This window comes from Streptomyces wuyuanensis, assembly GCF_900103455.1.
Classification (GTDB): Bacteria; Actinomycetota; Actinomycetes; order Streptomycetales; family Streptomycetaceae; genus Streptomyces; species Streptomyces wuyuanensis.
In genome coordinates this window covers 167,344-181,122 of record NZ_FNHI01000009.1, presented here as the reverse complement: position 1 = coordinate 181,122, position 13,779 = coordinate 167,344, and the positions used below count along the sequence as shown (strand labels likewise).

The following is a 13,779-nucleotide window of genomic DNA, read 5'->3' as shown; positions in this document are numbered from 1 at the left end:
CCTGGGCACGATCCCGGGAGGTCTGGCCAGCGATGTCGTTCACCCACCGCGCACCAGCGGCAGCGGCCGCGCTTCTCCTCGGCGCTCCGCTCTTCCTCGTGGCGGTCGGTGCCGTCCCCGCCGCTGCCCATGGCGCTCCCACCGATCCGGTCAGCCGGGCGGTCGCCTGCGGTCCCCGGGGCGGTCATACGGAATCGGCCGCCTGTGCCGCGGCGGTGGACGCGGGCGGCCGCGCGATGCTGAAGGAATGGGACAACATCCGAGTGGCGGACGTGGCGGGCGACGACCGCCGGGTGATCCCTGACGGGCAGCTGTGCAGTGCGGGCATCGAGGCCTACCGGGGCCTGGACGCGCCACGCGCCGACTGGCCCACCTCCCGTATGAGGGCCGGCGAGCGGTTCACGCTCGCCTACTCCTCGACGATCCCGCACCGGGGCACCTTCAGCGTGTACCTCACCAAGGACGGCTACGACCCTCGAACGCCGCTCTCCTGGGACGACCTGGAGCGCGAACCCTTCCTCACCGCCACCGACCCGGTGCTCCAGGACGGCGCCTACCGCATCAAGGGCACGCTCCCCGCCGACCGGGCCGGGCGGCATGTGATCTATACGATCTGGCGGAACTCCGACACTCCCGACACGTACTACTCCTGCTCCGACGTGGTCCTGACCGGCGCCCGTTCCGGCGACGGCGCCGGTGGTGGCGACGAGAGGGGCGGGGGCGGGGGCGCCGGCAGCGACGCCGGTGCACCGAGCGCTTCGAGCACACCGGCCCCTCAGGGCCGGGCGACACCCGGAGCCGTCGCCCAACCCACGGCGGAGCAGCCCCCGGCGGCGGATGCTTCGTCCGCCTCGGGCGGTGTACGGGGGAGTGCGGCGGCCCCGGTGGCGGCGGCCACCGACGGCTCGGACGGCCTCCCGCTTGCGGTGGCGGGTGCGGCCGCCGCCCTGGCGGTCATCGGCGCGGCGGGTGGTCACTACCTGCGCAGGCGCCGCTCGTAGTCTTCAGGCGGCAGGCGGCAGGCGGCAGGCGGCAGGCGGCAGGCGGCAGGCGGCAGGCGGCAGGCGGGCGGTGGACTGGTCCGGCCGGCCGGACCGGTGCGGTCCGGTGCTGCACTGAGTCACCCACGACCGGGTCCGCCGCCGGGCCGGGCGGACGTCCCGTAGCGGCCGGCCGCTACGGGACGTCCCGTGGGCGGACACTGCCGCTCCGACGATCAGCTCGGCCGTCAGCCCTCACCTCCGTCGCCGCCCCGGCCGCCGGCGCCGCTGATGTCGCAACCGATGCCGATGCAGATTCCGCCGTCGCCCCCCGCTCCGCCGGTGCCACCGTCGCCCTCACCGGCCGCGTCGCCGCCGCCACCGCCATCGCCACCCGTGACACTGCCGTGGCAGATGCCCGCGCAGATTCCGCCGTCGCCGCCGTCGCCGCCCTCCTGGCCCGCCTCTCCGGTGGAGCCGTTGCCACCGTTGGCGCTGCCGTCGCACAGACCCGCGCAGAAGCCGCCGTCCTCACCCTCGGCGCCGTTGGCGGTGTTGTTGCAATTGCCCACGCACGCCCGGTCGCCGACCTGGACATTGCCTTCGTCGCCCAACTCGACGTCGAACGGCCCGCCGCCGTCGCCCGCGGGAAGATGCGCGGCGGCCTGTGCCGCAGACACCGCCGGCTGCGGTCCTGCCGGTGCCGCCGTCGCGGCGGGCGCCATCACACCCGCACCGAGCAGACCGGCAGCCACCACCAGACCGAGCCGACCGGCCCACGAACCCATTCGCCTGAATCGCATGAACGTCTCCCTTCTCCGGAGAAAAGCCGTCCCTGACCCCATTCTTCGGTTCCGTTATCCGCTTTCTCCGGACGCGCAGTGCGCGGGAAATGCCGAAGGGAATCGCAAGGACTGGATGTGTTGTATGTCCAGTAGGCCGTGCCGTGCCCGGTGCCGTCACGTCGCGCGAATTCGGAACTTGACATGCACCCCGGGCGCCGGTAATGGCGGTTGATGTACGGAAGGCCCGTGCCCGGTAGACCTGTGTCCCGGAATGCCGGTGTCCGGCGGGCGGCCCGACGACGGCGGCCGGCCTCCCGGGCCATCGGACCCGGGAGGCCGGCCGTCACCGCTCCGTCCCTCCGTACGCGCTCGGCCCTCCGGTCCCGTGACCGCACGCTGTGGTCACGGGACCGGAGAGGCGGGCGGACTACTTCTTCAGCGCCGCCCAGTCCCCGTCGAGGACCTGCTCCCTCCAGGTGTCGACCTCCTTCTTCGAGACGTCGTACTTCTCGGCGACCTCGTCGGTCGTCGCCTCGTCGGTCAGCAGGGCCACCACGATCCGCACCTTGTCCACCACCGACAGCTCGTCCTTCGGCTTGTCCGGCAGCTCGCCGAACGCCTCGAAGTCCTTGAGGTCCTTGAGGTCCTTGAGGTCGTTCAGTTCCTCCAGGTCCTCCATCCCCTCGAGTTCCTCAAGCTCCTTGAGGTCCTTCAGGTCCTCGGGATCCGCACAGCCGGGCCGGCCGGGTTTGCCGGGTTCACCCGGCTGGCCGGGTTCGCCGCCCTTGCCGCCTTCCCCGCCCTTGCCGCAGTCGCCGGCGGACCGGCTGCCGAGCGCGGCGGCATCGACGGAGAGGCCGGCGCCCTGTGCGGGACTTTGCGGCGCCTGAGCGGCGCACGCGGTCCCGGCGGCGACGGCCACCGAGGCCACCGCGAGAACGATCGATCGTTGCCAGATTTGCCTGGACATGGGGGGGTGCTCCGTTTCGAGACGAGAGAAGACGAGGTGGACGAGACAAGTCGGGAGAGGGGGGAGACGGTCGGTTAAGGCGCGGGGAAGACGGTTCCGGACGCCCGGGTCCCGGTGGGGGTGGGGGCCGGGCCGGCCCCCACCCCGTCGTGGCGGTCCTCGGACCGCCTTGGGTGCGGCGATCAGAAGATGCTGATGCCGCCGTCTCCGCCGTCACCGCCGCCGCCGCCGTCACCGAAGATGCTTTCGCCGCCGGCTCCACCGCCGCCGCCTTCGCCGCCGTCACCGAAGACGGTGTCGCCGCCGTCACCGCCGCCGCCGCCGTCACCGGCGGGACCGAAGACGCTGTCGCCGCCCCCGCCGCCGGTGCCCCCGCTGCCGCCGTCACCGAAGACGCTCTCTCCGCCGTCTCCGCCGCCGCCTCCGTCGCCGCCCTCGCCGAAGACGCTCTCCCCGCCGCCCCCGCCGCCGCCCCCGCCGCCGCCTCCGCCGAAGACGCTGTCACCGCCGGCGCCGCCTTCACCGCCCTCGCCTCCGTCGCCGAAGACGCTGCCGCCGCCGGAGCCACCGGAGCCGCCGGAACCGCCCCCGCCGAAGACGCTGCCGCCGCCGGCGCCGCCGGCGCCGCCCGCACCACCGTCGGTGACCAGCACCGCAGGAGCCACGGCGTGGGCCGCGGCCGGAGTCGCTGCCGCAGTCGCCGCGGACGCCGGCAGCGCGACGGCACCGGAAATCGCGGCGGCCGACGCGAAGATCACTGCCAGGCGGAAACCTCGGCGCCTGGGACGGTCCTCGTTGTGGTTGTGAACAATACGGGTCATCGGTTTCTCCTTTTCGCGCCAATAAATGATTTCCCCTCCCCGACAGGCCCGGGGAGAATTCCGGAGCGGAAACCGGCCGGTGGAATTCCTTCGCCGGGTGTGCGTTCCGCTGCGGTGTGCTGTGCCCCGCCTTCGGTGAGGCCCGCACCACAAGTAGGCCGGAGTGGAGGTCTTCCGGTCTCGTTCCGAAGAATCGGGACTTGACGCGATCCCGACGCGCGGGTAAAAGCCCCCGATGGACGGCCGTCGGGGCGCCCACCGCGGGACGCGGGGGAGCATCGGTGGCCGGAGGCGGGGGGAGCGGGGGAGTACGCGGCCGGCGCGCTGTGTTCCGGGTGCCGCGGCGCTCCGGGTGCCGGGTGGCCCGGTGCCGCGATCGAGGTGTCATGGGCAGGTTTCACCAGAGGTCCCCGGAACGGTCGGCCGGAGCGACGCGGTTCCGGCCGGGGACGGACGGACTCGGGGATCGGCCGTGTCGGTCCGGCGGAGTCTCCGTGTCAGACGACGCCCAGGCAGGCATGGATGGTCTTGCCGCCGGGGGAGGGGACGACCTCGACGGAGAAGCAGAGCCTCTGCACGATCGGCCAGCCGCGCCCGCCCGGCAGGACCTCGTCGGCAGTCCGCTTGCAGCGGGGAGCCTGGACCGTGCGGTCGGCGACGCTGATCCGCAAGGTGTCGCCGTTGAGCGAGGCGGTGAAGGCCGCGACACCCCCGCCGTGCCGCAGGGCGTTCGCCACGAGCTCCGACGTGACCAGGAGAGCGTCGGCCAGAACCGTGCTCGCGTCCGTACGCGCATCCGCGTGCGCGGTCCGGCCGCCGAGCCCGGACGCCAGCAGGCGCCGTACGTGGCCACGGGCGGCCGCCGCCGTGACGTCCGGCAGACTCGGCCGCGTATGGTCGTCCGCGGTCATGACCACCCCCATCTCGCGCAATCACTCCCCGCGGCCCGCTTCCCGGGCCGGGCGTCTCCTCCGCGTGTGCCCCCACTTCCCACCTGGCACACCGTCACCACCTGACCGGGCCGCCGCGTTGCGCGGGCGTGCCCTGGCGGCGGGTGGCGGGATGTCGCCGTCACTTGATGGCACGGGGGAGGGTGCGGGATGGTGGCACCCGTCCTGGCTTCCAGCGGAAGGTGATGAGGCTCGCTCTCGGGCCTTGGCGACATGACGACTTTCGAAGGCTCCTCGCGCAGGTCGCGGGGCCTGGTTCTCCACGGCGGCGCCTCCTGGACGCAGGCGCCGTACCCCGCCCTGGTCGCCGACCGGGCCGGCGGGGTCGTGGAAGTGAACGCGGCCGCCGCCGCGCTGTTCCCCGGCGCGCTCAGCGGGGCGCGGCTCGAGGAGGTGGTGCCCGCGTGGCTGGCCGACGCGCACCGGCGTGCGACGGAGGACGGCGGCACCGGCCCGACGGCTGCGGTGCGTGGCCGGCACCAGGAGCTCACCCTGGAGGCACACCCGGCGGCCGGCGACAACGGGGACGTGGTCTGGTGGCTCGTCGACGACACCGACCGCGTCGTGGCCGAGACGGCCCTGCACGACGAACGGGAACGCACGGCCTTCCTGGCGGACGCCTCCACCCGGCTGCTCGCGTCGCTCAACGTGGACCGGTGCATGGAGGTGGCGGTCCGGATGGCCGCAGAGCACCTGGCCGACGCGGCCCTCCTCGTCGCCCCGGCCGCCGGCAAACGCCACCCCATGGCGGCGAGCGTGCGGGGGAGCTCCGTCGTCCACACGACCGGCCGCATCGACCCCTCGGCCGTACCGGGCCTGAGTGAGGCGCTGCAGGGCTTCCCACCCGTACCGTCGCGGTGGATCGATCCGTCGGCCCTGCCGGACTGGGCGGTGCCCGAGGGGCTGGACGGGCCCGTCGGCTCCGTCGTGGTCACCCCGCTGCCGGGGCACGGCGTGCCGGCCGGTGCGCTCATCCTGCTGCGCCGTGGCGAGACCCCCGCGTTCGACGCCTCGGAGGAAGTCTTCGCGCGGGTCTTCGCGGCCCGCGCGGGTGTGGCACTGTCCGCCGCGCGCCTGTACACGGAACAGACGAGCATCACGGCGACGCTGATGGTGGAGCTGCTGCCGCCGAAGCTCCGGCAGGTGCACGGGGTCGAGTTCGCCGGCGGCTACCGCGCCTCGCGCGACACCGAGCGCGTGGGCGGCGACTTCTACGACGTGCACCCGAGCACCTCGCCCGACCAGGAGACGTTCGCCGTGCTCGGCGACGTGTGCGGCAAGGGCCTGGCCGCCGCCGTCCTGACCGGCAAGATCCGCAACACCCTGCAGGCGCTGCTGCCCCTGGCCGACGATCACGAGAACCTGCTGCGGCGGCTCAACGGCGCACTGATCAACAACCGGCACGCCCGTTACGCCACTCTGGTGCTGGCCTCCGTGCGCCGTGAGGGACGCACCACCCGCCTCCGCCTGACCAGCGCCGGACATCCCAGGCCGCTGATCGTGCGGCACACCGGCCAGGTCGAGGAAGCCGACACCTCGGGAACCCTGATCGGCGCCCTGCCCGAGGTCAGCGCCCGCACCGCGCACGTGGATCTGGGTCCGGGCGAGACGTGTCTGCTGTACACGGACGGCGTCACCGAGGCGAAGGGCGGTCCCCTCGGCGATGTGCTGTTCGGCGAGGAGCGGCTGCGCGCGGCGCTGGCCGAATGCGCCGGCCTGCCCGCCGAGGCGGTCGTGGAGCGGTTGCAGATGCTGGCCTCCGAGTGGGTCGGCACCGGGCCTCACGACGACATAGCGCTGGTGGCGATCACCGCGCCGCACGGCACGCACCTCACGGCCGTCGACGGCCGCACCCCGGGCAGGTACACCGCATGACCGACATTCACGACGTACGGTTCGGCTCGGCGGGTCCCGCCGGCGCCGCGGAGGCCCCCTTCGGCGACCAGGCCCGCGGAGCCGTCGCGGACGGCCGGGCCGGCGACGGCGTCGGGGCCGTGGAAACCGCCCGGACCGGGCACGCCGCCGGCGCAGCGGCCGCAGCGTCCCGTCCCGAGCTGCTGTCGCGTGCCCGGGACGAGCTCTGGCAGGCCGTGGACGCACGGGACGAACTCACGGCCGCGCGGGGCGTGTTCGATCTGCTGGACTCCGGCCTCGCCGCCGAGGACATCCTGCTGGAGGTCATCGCGCCGGTGCAGCACAGGGTCGGGGCGGAGTGGGCTGCCGGACGCATCACCGTCGCCCAGGAGCACGCCGCCACCGCCATCCACGACCGCGTCATCGCCGCCATGGCACACCGGGCCACCCCGATACCCCCGGAATCCGACGGGACGGGGCGGCGGACCCGAGTGACCGTCACGGTCGCCTGTGTGGAGGGCGAGTGGCACGCCCTGCCGGCGCGGATCCTGGCCGAGACGCTGCGCCTGCGCGGTCACACCGTCGACTTCCTCGGCGCCCAGGTCCCCACCCCGCATCTCATCGCCCATCTTCACCGGACCGCGCCGGACGTCGTGGCGCTGTCCTCCTCCCTCCCCACCCGGCTGCCGACGGCGCACGCGGCCATCACAGCCGTCCAGGCCACGGGCGTACCGGTGATCGCGGGCGGGGCGGCGTTCGCCTCCGACGGCCGGTACGCACGGCTGCTCGGCGCCGACGCCTGGGCCGCTGGGGCCCGTGAGGCCGCCGACGTTCTCGGCCGGGGCCTGCCCCGCCCGCACCTGGACGCCGCCCGTCCGGCCGTCGACGACCTGCCCCATCTGAGCGACCAGGAATACACGATGGTGAGCCGCGGCAAGCGGCAACTGGTGAAGAACACCCTGGCCGGGCTCGAGCAGCGGCTGCCGGCGATGCGGTCGTACGGCGAGGCCGAGCGCGAGCGCACCGCCGAAGACGTCGCCCACATCGTCGACTTCCTCGCCGCCGCGCTCTACACCGACGACGCACGGCTGTTCACCGGCTTCCTCGACTGGACCGGTGACATCCTCGAAGCCCGCGGCGTACCCGCCCGGGTGCTCCTGCCCGGTCTGGAGCTCCTGCGGCAGGAGTTGAAGGACTTCCCCCGGGCCCTGGACTTCCTCGCGCAGGGAGGCGCCGCCCTCCACGGGCGGAACCCCCGTCCCACGGCCCCCGGCCCGGGAGCCGCGGCATGACCGCATCTCCCGACGGCGCCTTCACTCTCGAGACAGGCAACGGCGGCACAGGAGAGGTGTGCGTCCGCATCGACGGCGACCTCGACGTGGATTCGGCCGACGACCTCATCGAAGCCGCCCGGGCCTGCCTGGAGGCGGACCCGTCTCCGCGCCTGCTGCGGCTGGACTGCGGGAAGCTGACCCTGTGCGACTCCATGGGGCTGGCGGCCCTGCTCATGATCCACCGTCTCGCGACGGCCGCCGGGGCGCGGCTGCGTCTGGACCACCGTCCCGAGCTGCTGGAACGGCTGCTTGAACTGACGGGCACCCTGGACCACTTCACGGATGCCGACGGCATCGCGGCCGCGGTCCGGGCTCCGGGAGAACCGGACGCGCAGAGCACGTCGGGCATCACGCCACCCGTCCCGCCGGCCTAGAGCGTGTCGTCGAAGCGGCTGGGGTCACGGTTTCCGTTTCCGCCAAGCCGTGGGCCCGCCCTACCTGACGTCCCGTACCTCTCGTAAGCGGCCGGTTCTCCTGCGTCGCCCATGAAGGCCGGGCCACAGCCCGGCGGCAGGCGATCGACGACCATCGCCACTGCGGCCTGCGCGCTGTCCGTCTCGGAGATCCGCGGGCTGCTCCGGCTGGGTCCTTCGACGGAGTACCGGCCGTCTCCCAGCGTGCCGATGGTGCGGGGTCCCTTGAGGCACTGAGGACGGGCCCCCGGCACTGTCTGACGAATGATCAACACCTCGCGGCCCGCGGCCGGGATCAATCACCTTGCTGTGGGTTGCCGGGACAGGGATGCTGAGCCAGTGCCGGGACAGGGGAAGAGGAGACGCCGGCAGGACGCGAGACGGCAGGCTGCGGCCGGCACTGCTCCGGGCGCGGGCCGGTGGGAGGTGGTCTTCGAGACTCAGGACGAGTCGGAGTGGCGTGCTCACCTGCACCGTTTGCGTGCCGGGGAGGAGCGGATCGATTGGGCGACGACCCGGATCGACACGCTGTGTGGGCGACTGGTGCAGCCGACCACGTACCGATTGAGCCTGTTCGTGCCGGATCCCGCGTCTGGGCGCGGCCAACACCACCCTGACCACTGATCCTGTGGCGGGTCGTGGGGAGTTGGCGGATGCGGCGTGGGGAGCGGATATGCCTCCGCCGTTGCCGCAGGCGGATGGCCGTGGCGGGATCACCCGCACGTTTTCACGGAGTGCTGTGGCGGCCGGGGCGCCACCCGCTTCGACATGCTCGCCGACCGCTACTGCGACGGCCTCCACCTCGTCGCAGTCATCCCCTGGCTCCGCGAATCCGTCCAGTGATCATTTTTCGGACGCTCCCCACGCGGGTCGTGCGGCCCGTGCGACGGTCCGAGGCGCCCCCACTCTTCGCTCGCAGCTCGTGAACTGGGACAATGCCTCGATGAGTGAAGACTTGGAAGTGACCGTGACCTCGGTCGACGACGTACGCGTCCTACGGGTCTGCGGTGAATTCGACGCGGACGAGGCAGAGACGCTGGCTCAGCCGCTCGCAGCGCCCCTCGACGGAACCGTTCTCGGCGTCGTCGTGGACCTGTCCCGGGTCACCTTCGCCGATTCTTCCTTCCTCCACACCCTCATCGAGGCGCACCGGCGCCACCTGGCGGCCGGCGTCCCGTTCGTGCTCGCCGAGCCCCATTTCACCGTCCGGCGACTGCTGGACCTCACCGACACCGCTCGTTTCTTCACCGTCGCCCCCACGACGACCGCCGCGCTGGAGAAGGTCCGTGGAACATGCAGTGACGGTCACCACGTCCGGTGAGCGCCGCACCGGAGAGGCACACGGCACAGTGTGGGCAGAGGCGACGGACGTGGCGACGGTGCGAGGGGGAGGCATGACGAACGATGCCGCCGGGCGCGAGGAGCGTCCCGGTACGGCGAGCGGTACGCGTGAACGGCAGCCCGTGGCCGCGGTGGATGCGGACGGCCACCAGCGGGTACCCCGGCCCGACGGGGAGCGACTCCGCGAACCCATGGCCTCGGCGCACGAACCGTGCCCCGGAACGGCCGCCGACGCCCGGGAACGGGTGCGCCGGCTCCTCGACGGCCTCGCCGGGGCACCTCTGCCGCCGCGCGTGGTCACCGACATCCTGCTCGTCACTTCCGAACTGGTCACCAACGCGCTGCGGCACGGAGGCGGCATCGCGGCCTTCCGCGCCGAAATCGTCGGCGGCGCCGTCCGCGTCACTGTGACCGACCGCTCACCCACACCGCCCAGCAGTGCGCCGCGCTCGCAGATCGTCACCCCGGGCGGCTTCGGCTGGCCGCTCGTCCAGCGCCTCAGCCGCAGTGTCGCCGTCACCCCGGCCCGAGACGGCAAGACCATCGAGGCCGTCGTTCCCCTCGCCCCCGACGGAACCTGACCGGGCGCGCACCGGACACGATCCGATACGGCGGCCGGGGCAAAGGAAAGGCCGCCGCGGTGTCCGCGGCGGCCGGATCCCACCGGCTGTCAGCCCTGGCGGGCCTTGAAGCGCGGCTCCTTCTTGTTGAGGACGAACGTCGTCCCCCTGCGCCTGACGACCTGGGCACCGGGCCTGGCCTTCAGTGCGCGCAGCGACTTGCGTATCTTCATCGCTCTTCCTTCCTTCGCGAGCGGGCTTCCCCCTACTGCGGGCAGGGCGTCAGCGCACCTCGCGGTACTCCACGTGCCGGCCCGCCGACGGGTCGTACTTGCGCAGTACGAGCCGGTCGGGGTCGTTCAGCCGGCTCTTGCGCGTCACGTAGAAGTGACCCGTCCCAGCCGAAGAACGGAGCGTCACGACGGGGCGCCTGTCGTTGCGTGCCATCTCTCTTTCCCCTCTCGCCGATATCACCACCGGGCGGGTGGACCGGACCGGCGGTCCGACCGTCTCCACCTGGGCCGACAGGCACAACCGTTCTCATGCTCATTACATTCCCGTGGGGGTGACGCGTTCCGGTGGTGGCACGGCACGTTCCCGGGAGGGGCGCGTGGCGCCCGCTACGCCTCCGGGTACAGGGTGGCGATGGCCGTCGCGCGCAGGAACTCCTCGGCGCGGTCCCACGGCCAGCCGTTCTCGACCACGAGCGTGCGCCAGGAGGAGGGGCCGAACCAGAACCACAGCGCGTCCGCCGTCTCCTCCGTCGTGCCCGCGGGTGCGGAGGGCAGGGTGTGCAGGTGGTGGGCGGCGGTGGTGATCGCGTCCCGGTAGGCCGCGGTGGCGCGCTGCCACAGGGCGTCACCGTCCTCGTGGACGGGGAGCGCCTTGTGGATGGCCTCGTGGACCTGGAAGTGCCCTTCGTTGCCCGTTCGGGTTCCGTGGGCGAGCGCCGCCAGCACCTCTCGGGGTGTACGGAGGCCGAGCACCAGCTCGACCGCGCGCTCGTGGCCGGACGCGGCCACGCCCTGGTCGACGATCCGGTCCAGGATGTCGCCCTTGGTGCCGACGCTCGCGAAGACGGTCTTCGGTGAGACGCCGGCGGCCTTCGCGATGTCGGCGACGGTGACCAGTCCGTACCCGCGGTCGGCGAACAGTTCGGTGGCCCGCCCGAGGATCTGCTCGCGCGTCCGTGCGGCGGCCTGCTCGCGCAGGGGGGACACGTAGGTGCGTTTGGCGGGCATGGCGATCATCCTACGATGGTGACAGCGTTGGCCTATTGATTAGGTAGTCTATTACCTCAATTAGGCAATGGCCGCGTTGTCCCGTCGCGGAGCGCGGCCGCACGGCGCGGCGCCTCGGGGCCTACTCGGAGGCACGCGCAGGGGAAGGTGTGGACGGCATGGCGACAAGGCTTGCGGAACTGGCCCACGGGCTCTTCCGGGTTCTCGAGACCGGCGATCCGGCACTGGCCGCCGACGTCGTCGCGGCGGACTTCCGCAACCGTGAGGCGGCGGTTTCGCCCTCGGCCTGTTCGGTGCCGGGTCCGGCGGGAGTGCTCGCCTCGAGTGCGTGGATGCGGTTCGCCTTCAGCGACCTGCGCTTCCCGATCCTCGCCGTCGCCGCCAACGACGACCAGGTCTGGGTGCGGCTGCGCATGCAGGGGCGCCACACGGGCCCCTTCGTGCGCTTCCGCGACGGTGCCCTCGACCAGGCCGTTCCCCCGACCGGGCGGGAGATCGACTTCGAGCAGATCCACGTCCTCGCCGTCCGTGACGGAAAGGTGACCGCTCACGAGGCTGTCCGTGACGACATCACCATGCTGGGGCAGCTGGGGGTGTTCCCCCCGGCGCCGGCGACGGCGGTACGCATGCTCGGCTGGAAGGCGACCGGGCGGGCGGCACGCGCCGCAGTCACCGTCACGACACAGGCGGCCGAAGCGGCCGCCCGCGCGCTTCCTGCGCGCTGACCGGGCGCGTTCTCCCGTCCGTCCGTGCGCCCCGGGTGGGCCCGGTGGCCTCGGCGCCGGGGGTGCGCAGGGGGCCTCGCTTCTCGTGGCGTCACGGACCTCTCCGGAGGGTCGCTGTGCCCCTGCCGGCTGATGCCGGTCACTCCGGGGTCGGCGGTCGCGCAGTGTGGTCGGGATGGTGGCGCGACCGGCGGGACTCCTTCATCTCGGCTTCGTGGAGGTGGTCCCGCCCGTCCGCGAGTTCGCGCACCATGGCGTGTTCCAGGTCGGCGAACGGCCGGTAGTAGGTCTTGTTGTAGGCCTCGATGATCTGAAACGTCCAGTGCCCCGGAATCACGTTGCGGCCCAGGATCTCCCGCTCGACCAGGGCGGCCTGTCCCGCATGGCCCGCCTCGCGCAGCAGGCGCACGGCATTGTCCAGTTCGAGGTCGGCGCTGCCGGTCAGCTGGTGAAAGGCGTAGAGGTGACCCCGGGCCCGCTCCGTGGTCTCCAGCGCCTTGGACAGCGAACCGAGCGCCTGGACCGTTTCGTCGCTCACGTGCTCCGGACGTCGGTGGGCGGGATCCGGGGTGTCGGTGGTTTCGTTCGTCACCACGTCCGTATGCCCACGGGGGCGGGAACATCGACAATCCGTAGGCCACATGCGGGACCAGAGGGCCGACGCGGTTGCCCGACGTGCCGATCAGAGGTTCCGCGCTGTGAATTGCGTGTTTTTGGGTACTCGCGCCTGCACGGCGGAGGGTGGCAGCGCTGCTCCGCAGGATCGAGAAGAACGGAGGCGAACGTCGTGTCAAGCCACACGCAGTCGGACTCCCACGGTGCGCACCGCGCAGGCTCCTCCGCCCAGGAGCCGGTGAGCGAGCTGGTGCAGCGGGCCTCGCAGCAGCTCACCGAGCTGGTTCGCGGAGAACTGGCTTTGGCGCAGGCGGAGATGAAAGAGAAGGGCCGGCGCTACGGCAAGGGCGGCAGCCTGTTCGGCGGGGCCGGCGTGGTGGGCTTTCTCGCGCTGCAGGCGCTCACCGCGACGGCTGTTGCCGCCCTGGCGGTGCCTCTGCCCGTATGGGCTGCGGCGCTCATCGTGACAGCCGTGCTGGGAGCGATCGCCGCAGTGCTGGCCCTCCGGGGCAAGAAGCAGGTCGACCAGGCCGCACCGCCCGCACCGGAGCAGACGATCGAGAGCGTGAAAGCGGACGTGGCCGAGATCAAGGGGAGTGTGCAGCGATGAGCGAGCCGATTCACGAGGGGCGCACAGCGTCCGACGCCGAGGAACTGCGGGAGCAGGTCGAGCAGACCCGTCATGAGCTGGGGCAGACGGTCGAGGCACTCGCCGACAAGGCCGACGTCAAGGCTCGTGGCCAGGCGAAAGCCGCCGAGGTCAAGGATCGCGCCGTCCATACGGCAGGGGAGTTGCGGCACAAGGCCGCTGAGAGCGCGGCCCGGGTCCGGGACAGTCTGCCCGGGACGGTCACGGAGAAGGCATCCCGGACCGCCGGGCAGGCTCATGCCGCGGCCGCCAAGGCGGGGCACATCTGGGACGAGAAGGCACCTGAGCCTGTCAGGGCGAAGGCTGCGCAGGCCACCCGGGTGGCCCGGCGGTACCCGGCGCTGCTGGCCGCAGCCGCGGCGGCGGCGGCCGTTTGGCTGGTTCGCCGCCGTAGGAGCTGAACCGACGGCACGCCGCCACGCAGCAGAGCGTGACGACTCGCAACGGCGCGCGACCCTGCGGCGGCAGGCGCCTGCCATCTCGGCGGGAGGCCGAACCGGGGAGCCGTCCGCAGGTGGCGCGAGAGGCCGAGCCCCGGCGG

The 13,779-nt window shown here is 72.6% G+C and carries 18 protein-coding genes; 9 read left to right on the top strand and 9 right to left on the bottom strand.

Annotation, left to right across the window (positions count from 1 at the left end; translation table 11 throughout):
- Positions 1 to 32 precede the first annotated feature (32 nt).
- Positions 33 to 1,001 carry a lytic polysaccharide monooxygenase auxiliary activity family 9 protein gene (locus BLT82_RS15510; RefSeq protein WP_093655081.1) on the top strand — a complete coding sequence of 323 codons (969 nt, stop codon included), beginning with the start codon at positions 33 to 35 and terminating at the stop codon, positions 999 to 1,001.
- A gap of 227 nt (positions 1,002 to 1,228) precedes the next feature.
- On the opposite strand, the gene BLT82_RS37575 is transcribed toward BLT82_RS15510, so the two are convergent.
- From BLT82_RS37575 to BLT82_RS15490, 4 genes are all read right to left on the bottom strand, one after another.
- Positions 1,229 to 1,783: a hypothetical protein gene (locus BLT82_RS37575; protein WP_208867908.1), complete on the bottom strand. Its 555-nt coding sequence runs from the start codon at positions 1,781 to 1,783 to the stop codon at positions 1,229 to 1,231.
- 409 nt (positions 1,784 to 2,192) lie between these two features.
- Positions 2,193 to 2,735 (bottom strand): hypothetical protein, encoded by a 543-nt coding sequence (locus tag BLT82_RS15500; RefSeq protein ID WP_093655077.1) that lies wholly within the window; start codon positions 2,733 to 2,735, stop codon positions 2,193 to 2,195.
- Between the two features lie 182 nt (positions 2,736 to 2,917).
- The gene (locus tag BLT82_RS15495; protein ID WP_093655075.1) at positions 2,918 to 3,556 is read right to left on the bottom strand and encodes a hypothetical protein; all 639 of its coding nucleotides are present in this window, start codon (positions 3,554 to 3,556) and stop codon (positions 2,918 to 2,920) included.
- Between the two features lie 497 nt (positions 3,557 to 4,053).
- Positions 4,054 to 4,467, bottom strand: coding sequence for an ATP-binding protein (locus BLT82_RS15490; RefSeq protein WP_093655254.1), 414 nt, complete (start codon positions 4,465 to 4,467; stop codon positions 4,054 to 4,056).
- Between the two features lie 252 nt (positions 4,468 to 4,719).
- Between BLT82_RS15490 and BLT82_RS15485 the strand changes: the two genes are divergently transcribed.
- Genes BLT82_RS15485 through BLT82_RS15475 form a run of 3 tightly spaced genes read left to right on the top strand, consistent with a single transcriptional unit; the run spans position 4,720 to position 8,068 of the window.
- Positions 4,720 to 6,381 (top strand): PP2C family protein-serine/threonine phosphatase, encoded by a 1,662-nt coding sequence (locus BLT82_RS15485; RefSeq protein WP_093655073.1) that lies wholly within the window; start codon positions 4,720 to 4,722, stop codon positions 6,379 to 6,381.
- Positions 6,378 to 7,652: a cobalamin B12-binding domain-containing protein gene (locus BLT82_RS15480; RefSeq protein WP_244291988.1), complete on the top strand. Its 1,275-nt coding sequence runs from the start codon at positions 6,378 to 6,380 to the stop codon at positions 7,650 to 7,652. Before BLT82_RS15485 ends, BLT82_RS15480 begins: the two co-directional genes overlap by 4 nt.
- Positions 7,649 to 8,068 (top strand): STAS domain-containing protein, encoded by a 420-nt coding sequence (locus tag BLT82_RS15475; protein ID WP_093655071.1) that lies wholly within the window; start codon positions 7,649 to 7,651, stop codon positions 8,066 to 8,068. Before BLT82_RS15480 ends, BLT82_RS15475 begins: the two co-directional genes overlap by 4 nt.
- Here the strand turns inward: BLT82_RS15475 and BLT82_RS38825 are convergent.
- Entirely contained in the window at positions 8,065 to 8,361 is a 297-nt protein-coding gene (locus tag BLT82_RS38825) for a DUF6193 family natural product biosynthesis protein (RefSeq protein WP_404204270.1), read from the bottom strand. The two genes, BLT82_RS15475 and BLT82_RS38825, sit on opposite strands and share 4 nt — an antisense overlap.
- 689 nt (positions 8,362 to 9,050) lie before the next feature.
- Here BLT82_RS38825 and BLT82_RS15465 point away from each other — a divergent pair.
- Positions 9,051 to 9,428 (top strand): STAS domain-containing protein, encoded by a 378-nt coding sequence (locus BLT82_RS15465; RefSeq protein WP_093655067.1) that lies wholly within the window; start codon positions 9,051 to 9,053, stop codon positions 9,426 to 9,428.
- A 73-nt stretch (positions 9,429 to 9,501) separates the two neighbouring features.
- Entirely contained in the window at positions 9,502 to 10,029 is a 528-nt protein-coding gene (locus tag BLT82_RS15460) for an ATP-binding protein (RefSeq protein WP_093655250.1), read from the top strand.
- An 89-nt stretch (positions 10,030 to 10,118) separates the two neighbouring features.
- Here the strand turns inward: BLT82_RS15460 and ykgO are convergent, their stop codons facing one another.
- The 3 genes from ykgO to BLT82_RS15445 all read right to left on the bottom strand — a co-directional run bounded on the left by ykgO (position 10,119) and on the right by BLT82_RS15445 (position 11,249).
- Positions 10,119 to 10,241: a type B 50S ribosomal protein L36 gene (ykgO, locus tag BLT82_RS15455; protein ID WP_093655065.1), complete on the bottom strand. Its 123-nt coding sequence runs from the start codon at positions 10,239 to 10,241 to the stop codon at positions 10,119 to 10,121.
- A 49-nt stretch (positions 10,242 to 10,290) separates the two neighbouring features.
- Positions 10,291 to 10,455: a 50S ribosomal protein L33 gene (gene rpmG / locus BLT82_RS15450; protein ID WP_093655063.1), complete on the bottom strand. Its 165-nt coding sequence runs from the start codon at positions 10,453 to 10,455 to the stop codon at positions 10,291 to 10,293.
- Between the two features lie 173 nt (positions 10,456 to 10,628).
- Entirely contained in the window at positions 10,629 to 11,249 is a 621-nt protein-coding gene (locus tag BLT82_RS15445; RefSeq protein WP_093655061.1) for a TetR/AcrR family transcriptional regulator, read from the bottom strand.
- A gap of 158 nt (positions 11,250 to 11,407) precedes the next feature.
- Between BLT82_RS15445 and BLT82_RS15440 the strand changes: the two genes are divergently transcribed.
- Positions 11,408 to 11,974, top strand: coding sequence for an ester cyclase (locus tag BLT82_RS15440; RefSeq protein WP_093655059.1), 567 nt, complete (start codon positions 11,408 to 11,410; stop codon positions 11,972 to 11,974).
- A 139-nt stretch (positions 11,975 to 12,113) separates the two neighbouring features.
- On the opposite strand, the gene BLT82_RS15435 is transcribed toward BLT82_RS15440, so the two are convergent.
- The gene (locus tag BLT82_RS15435) at positions 12,114 to 12,512 is read right to left on the bottom strand and encodes a hypothetical protein (protein WP_244291987.1); all 399 of its coding nucleotides are present in this window, start codon (positions 12,510 to 12,512) and stop codon (positions 12,114 to 12,116) included.
- Positions 12,513 to 12,827: 315 nt separating this feature from the next.
- Here BLT82_RS15435 and BLT82_RS15430 point away from each other — a divergent pair, with 315 nt between their 5' ends.
- Together BLT82_RS15430 and BLT82_RS15425 are read left to right on the top strand one after the other, a co-directional pair.
- Complete coding sequence (locus BLT82_RS15430; protein WP_093655246.1) at positions 12,828 to 13,199, top strand: phage holin family protein; 372 nt, start codon at positions 12,828 to 12,830, stop codon at positions 13,197 to 13,199.
- Entirely contained in the window at positions 13,196 to 13,639 is a 444-nt protein-coding gene (locus BLT82_RS15425) for a DUF3618 domain-containing protein (protein ID WP_093655057.1), read from the top strand. The genes BLT82_RS15430 and BLT82_RS15425 overlap by 4 nt, the downstream gene beginning before the upstream one ends.
- The last annotated feature ends 140 nt before the right edge of the window (positions 13,640 to 13,779 follow it).

Bases quoted from the DNA above. Each gene is read 5' to 3' on its own strand.
- BLT82_RS15510 (WP_093655081.1), top strand. From the start codon at position 33: ATGTCGTTCACCCACCGCGCACCAGCGGCAGCGGCCGCGCTTCTCCTC.
- BLT82_RS37575 (WP_208867908.1), bottom strand. From the start codon at position 1,783: ATGCGATTCAGGCGAATGGGTTCGTGGGCCGGTCGGCTCGGTCTGGTG.
- BLT82_RS15500 (WP_093655077.1), bottom strand. From the start codon at position 2,735: ATGTCCAGGCAAATCTGGCAACGATCGATCGTTCTCGCGGTGGCCTCG.
- BLT82_RS15495 (WP_093655075.1), bottom strand. From the start codon at position 3,556: ATGACCCGTATTGTTCACAACCACAACGAGGACCGTCCCAGGCGCCGA.
- BLT82_RS15490 (WP_093655254.1), bottom strand. From the start codon at position 4,467: ATGACCGCGGACGACCATACGCGGCCGAGTCTGCCGGACGTCACGGCG.
- BLT82_RS15485 (WP_093655073.1), top strand. From the start codon at position 4,720: ATGACGACTTTCGAAGGCTCCTCGCGCAGGTCGCGGGGCCTGGTTCTC.
- BLT82_RS15480 (WP_244291988.1), top strand. From the start codon at position 6,378: ATGACCGACATTCACGACGTACGGTTCGGCTCGGCGGGTCCCGCCGGC.
- BLT82_RS15475 (WP_093655071.1), top strand. From the start codon at position 7,649: ATGACCGCATCTCCCGACGGCGCCTTCACTCTCGAGACAGGCAACGGC.
- BLT82_RS15465 (WP_093655067.1), top strand. From the start codon at position 9,051: ATGAGTGAAGACTTGGAAGTGACCGTGACCTCGGTCGACGACGTACGC.
- BLT82_RS15460 (WP_093655250.1), top strand. From the start codon at position 9,502: ATGACGAACGATGCCGCCGGGCGCGAGGAGCGTCCCGGTACGGCGAGC.
- ykgO (WP_093655065.1), bottom strand. From the start codon at position 10,241: ATGAAGATACGCAAGTCGCTGCGCGCACTGAAGGCCAGGCCCGGTGCC.
- rpmG (WP_093655063.1), bottom strand. From the start codon at position 10,455: ATGGCACGCAACGACAGGCGCCCCGTCGTGACGCTCCGTTCTTCGGCT.
- BLT82_RS15445 (WP_093655061.1), bottom strand. From the start codon at position 11,249: ATGCCCGCCAAACGCACCTACGTGTCCCCCCTGCGCGAGCAGGCCGCC.
- BLT82_RS15440 (WP_093655059.1), top strand. From the start codon at position 11,408: ATGGCGACAAGGCTTGCGGAACTGGCCCACGGGCTCTTCCGGGTTCTC.
- BLT82_RS15425 (WP_093655057.1), top strand. From the start codon at position 13,196: ATGAGCGAGCCGATTCACGAGGGGCGCACAGCGTCCGACGCCGAGGAA.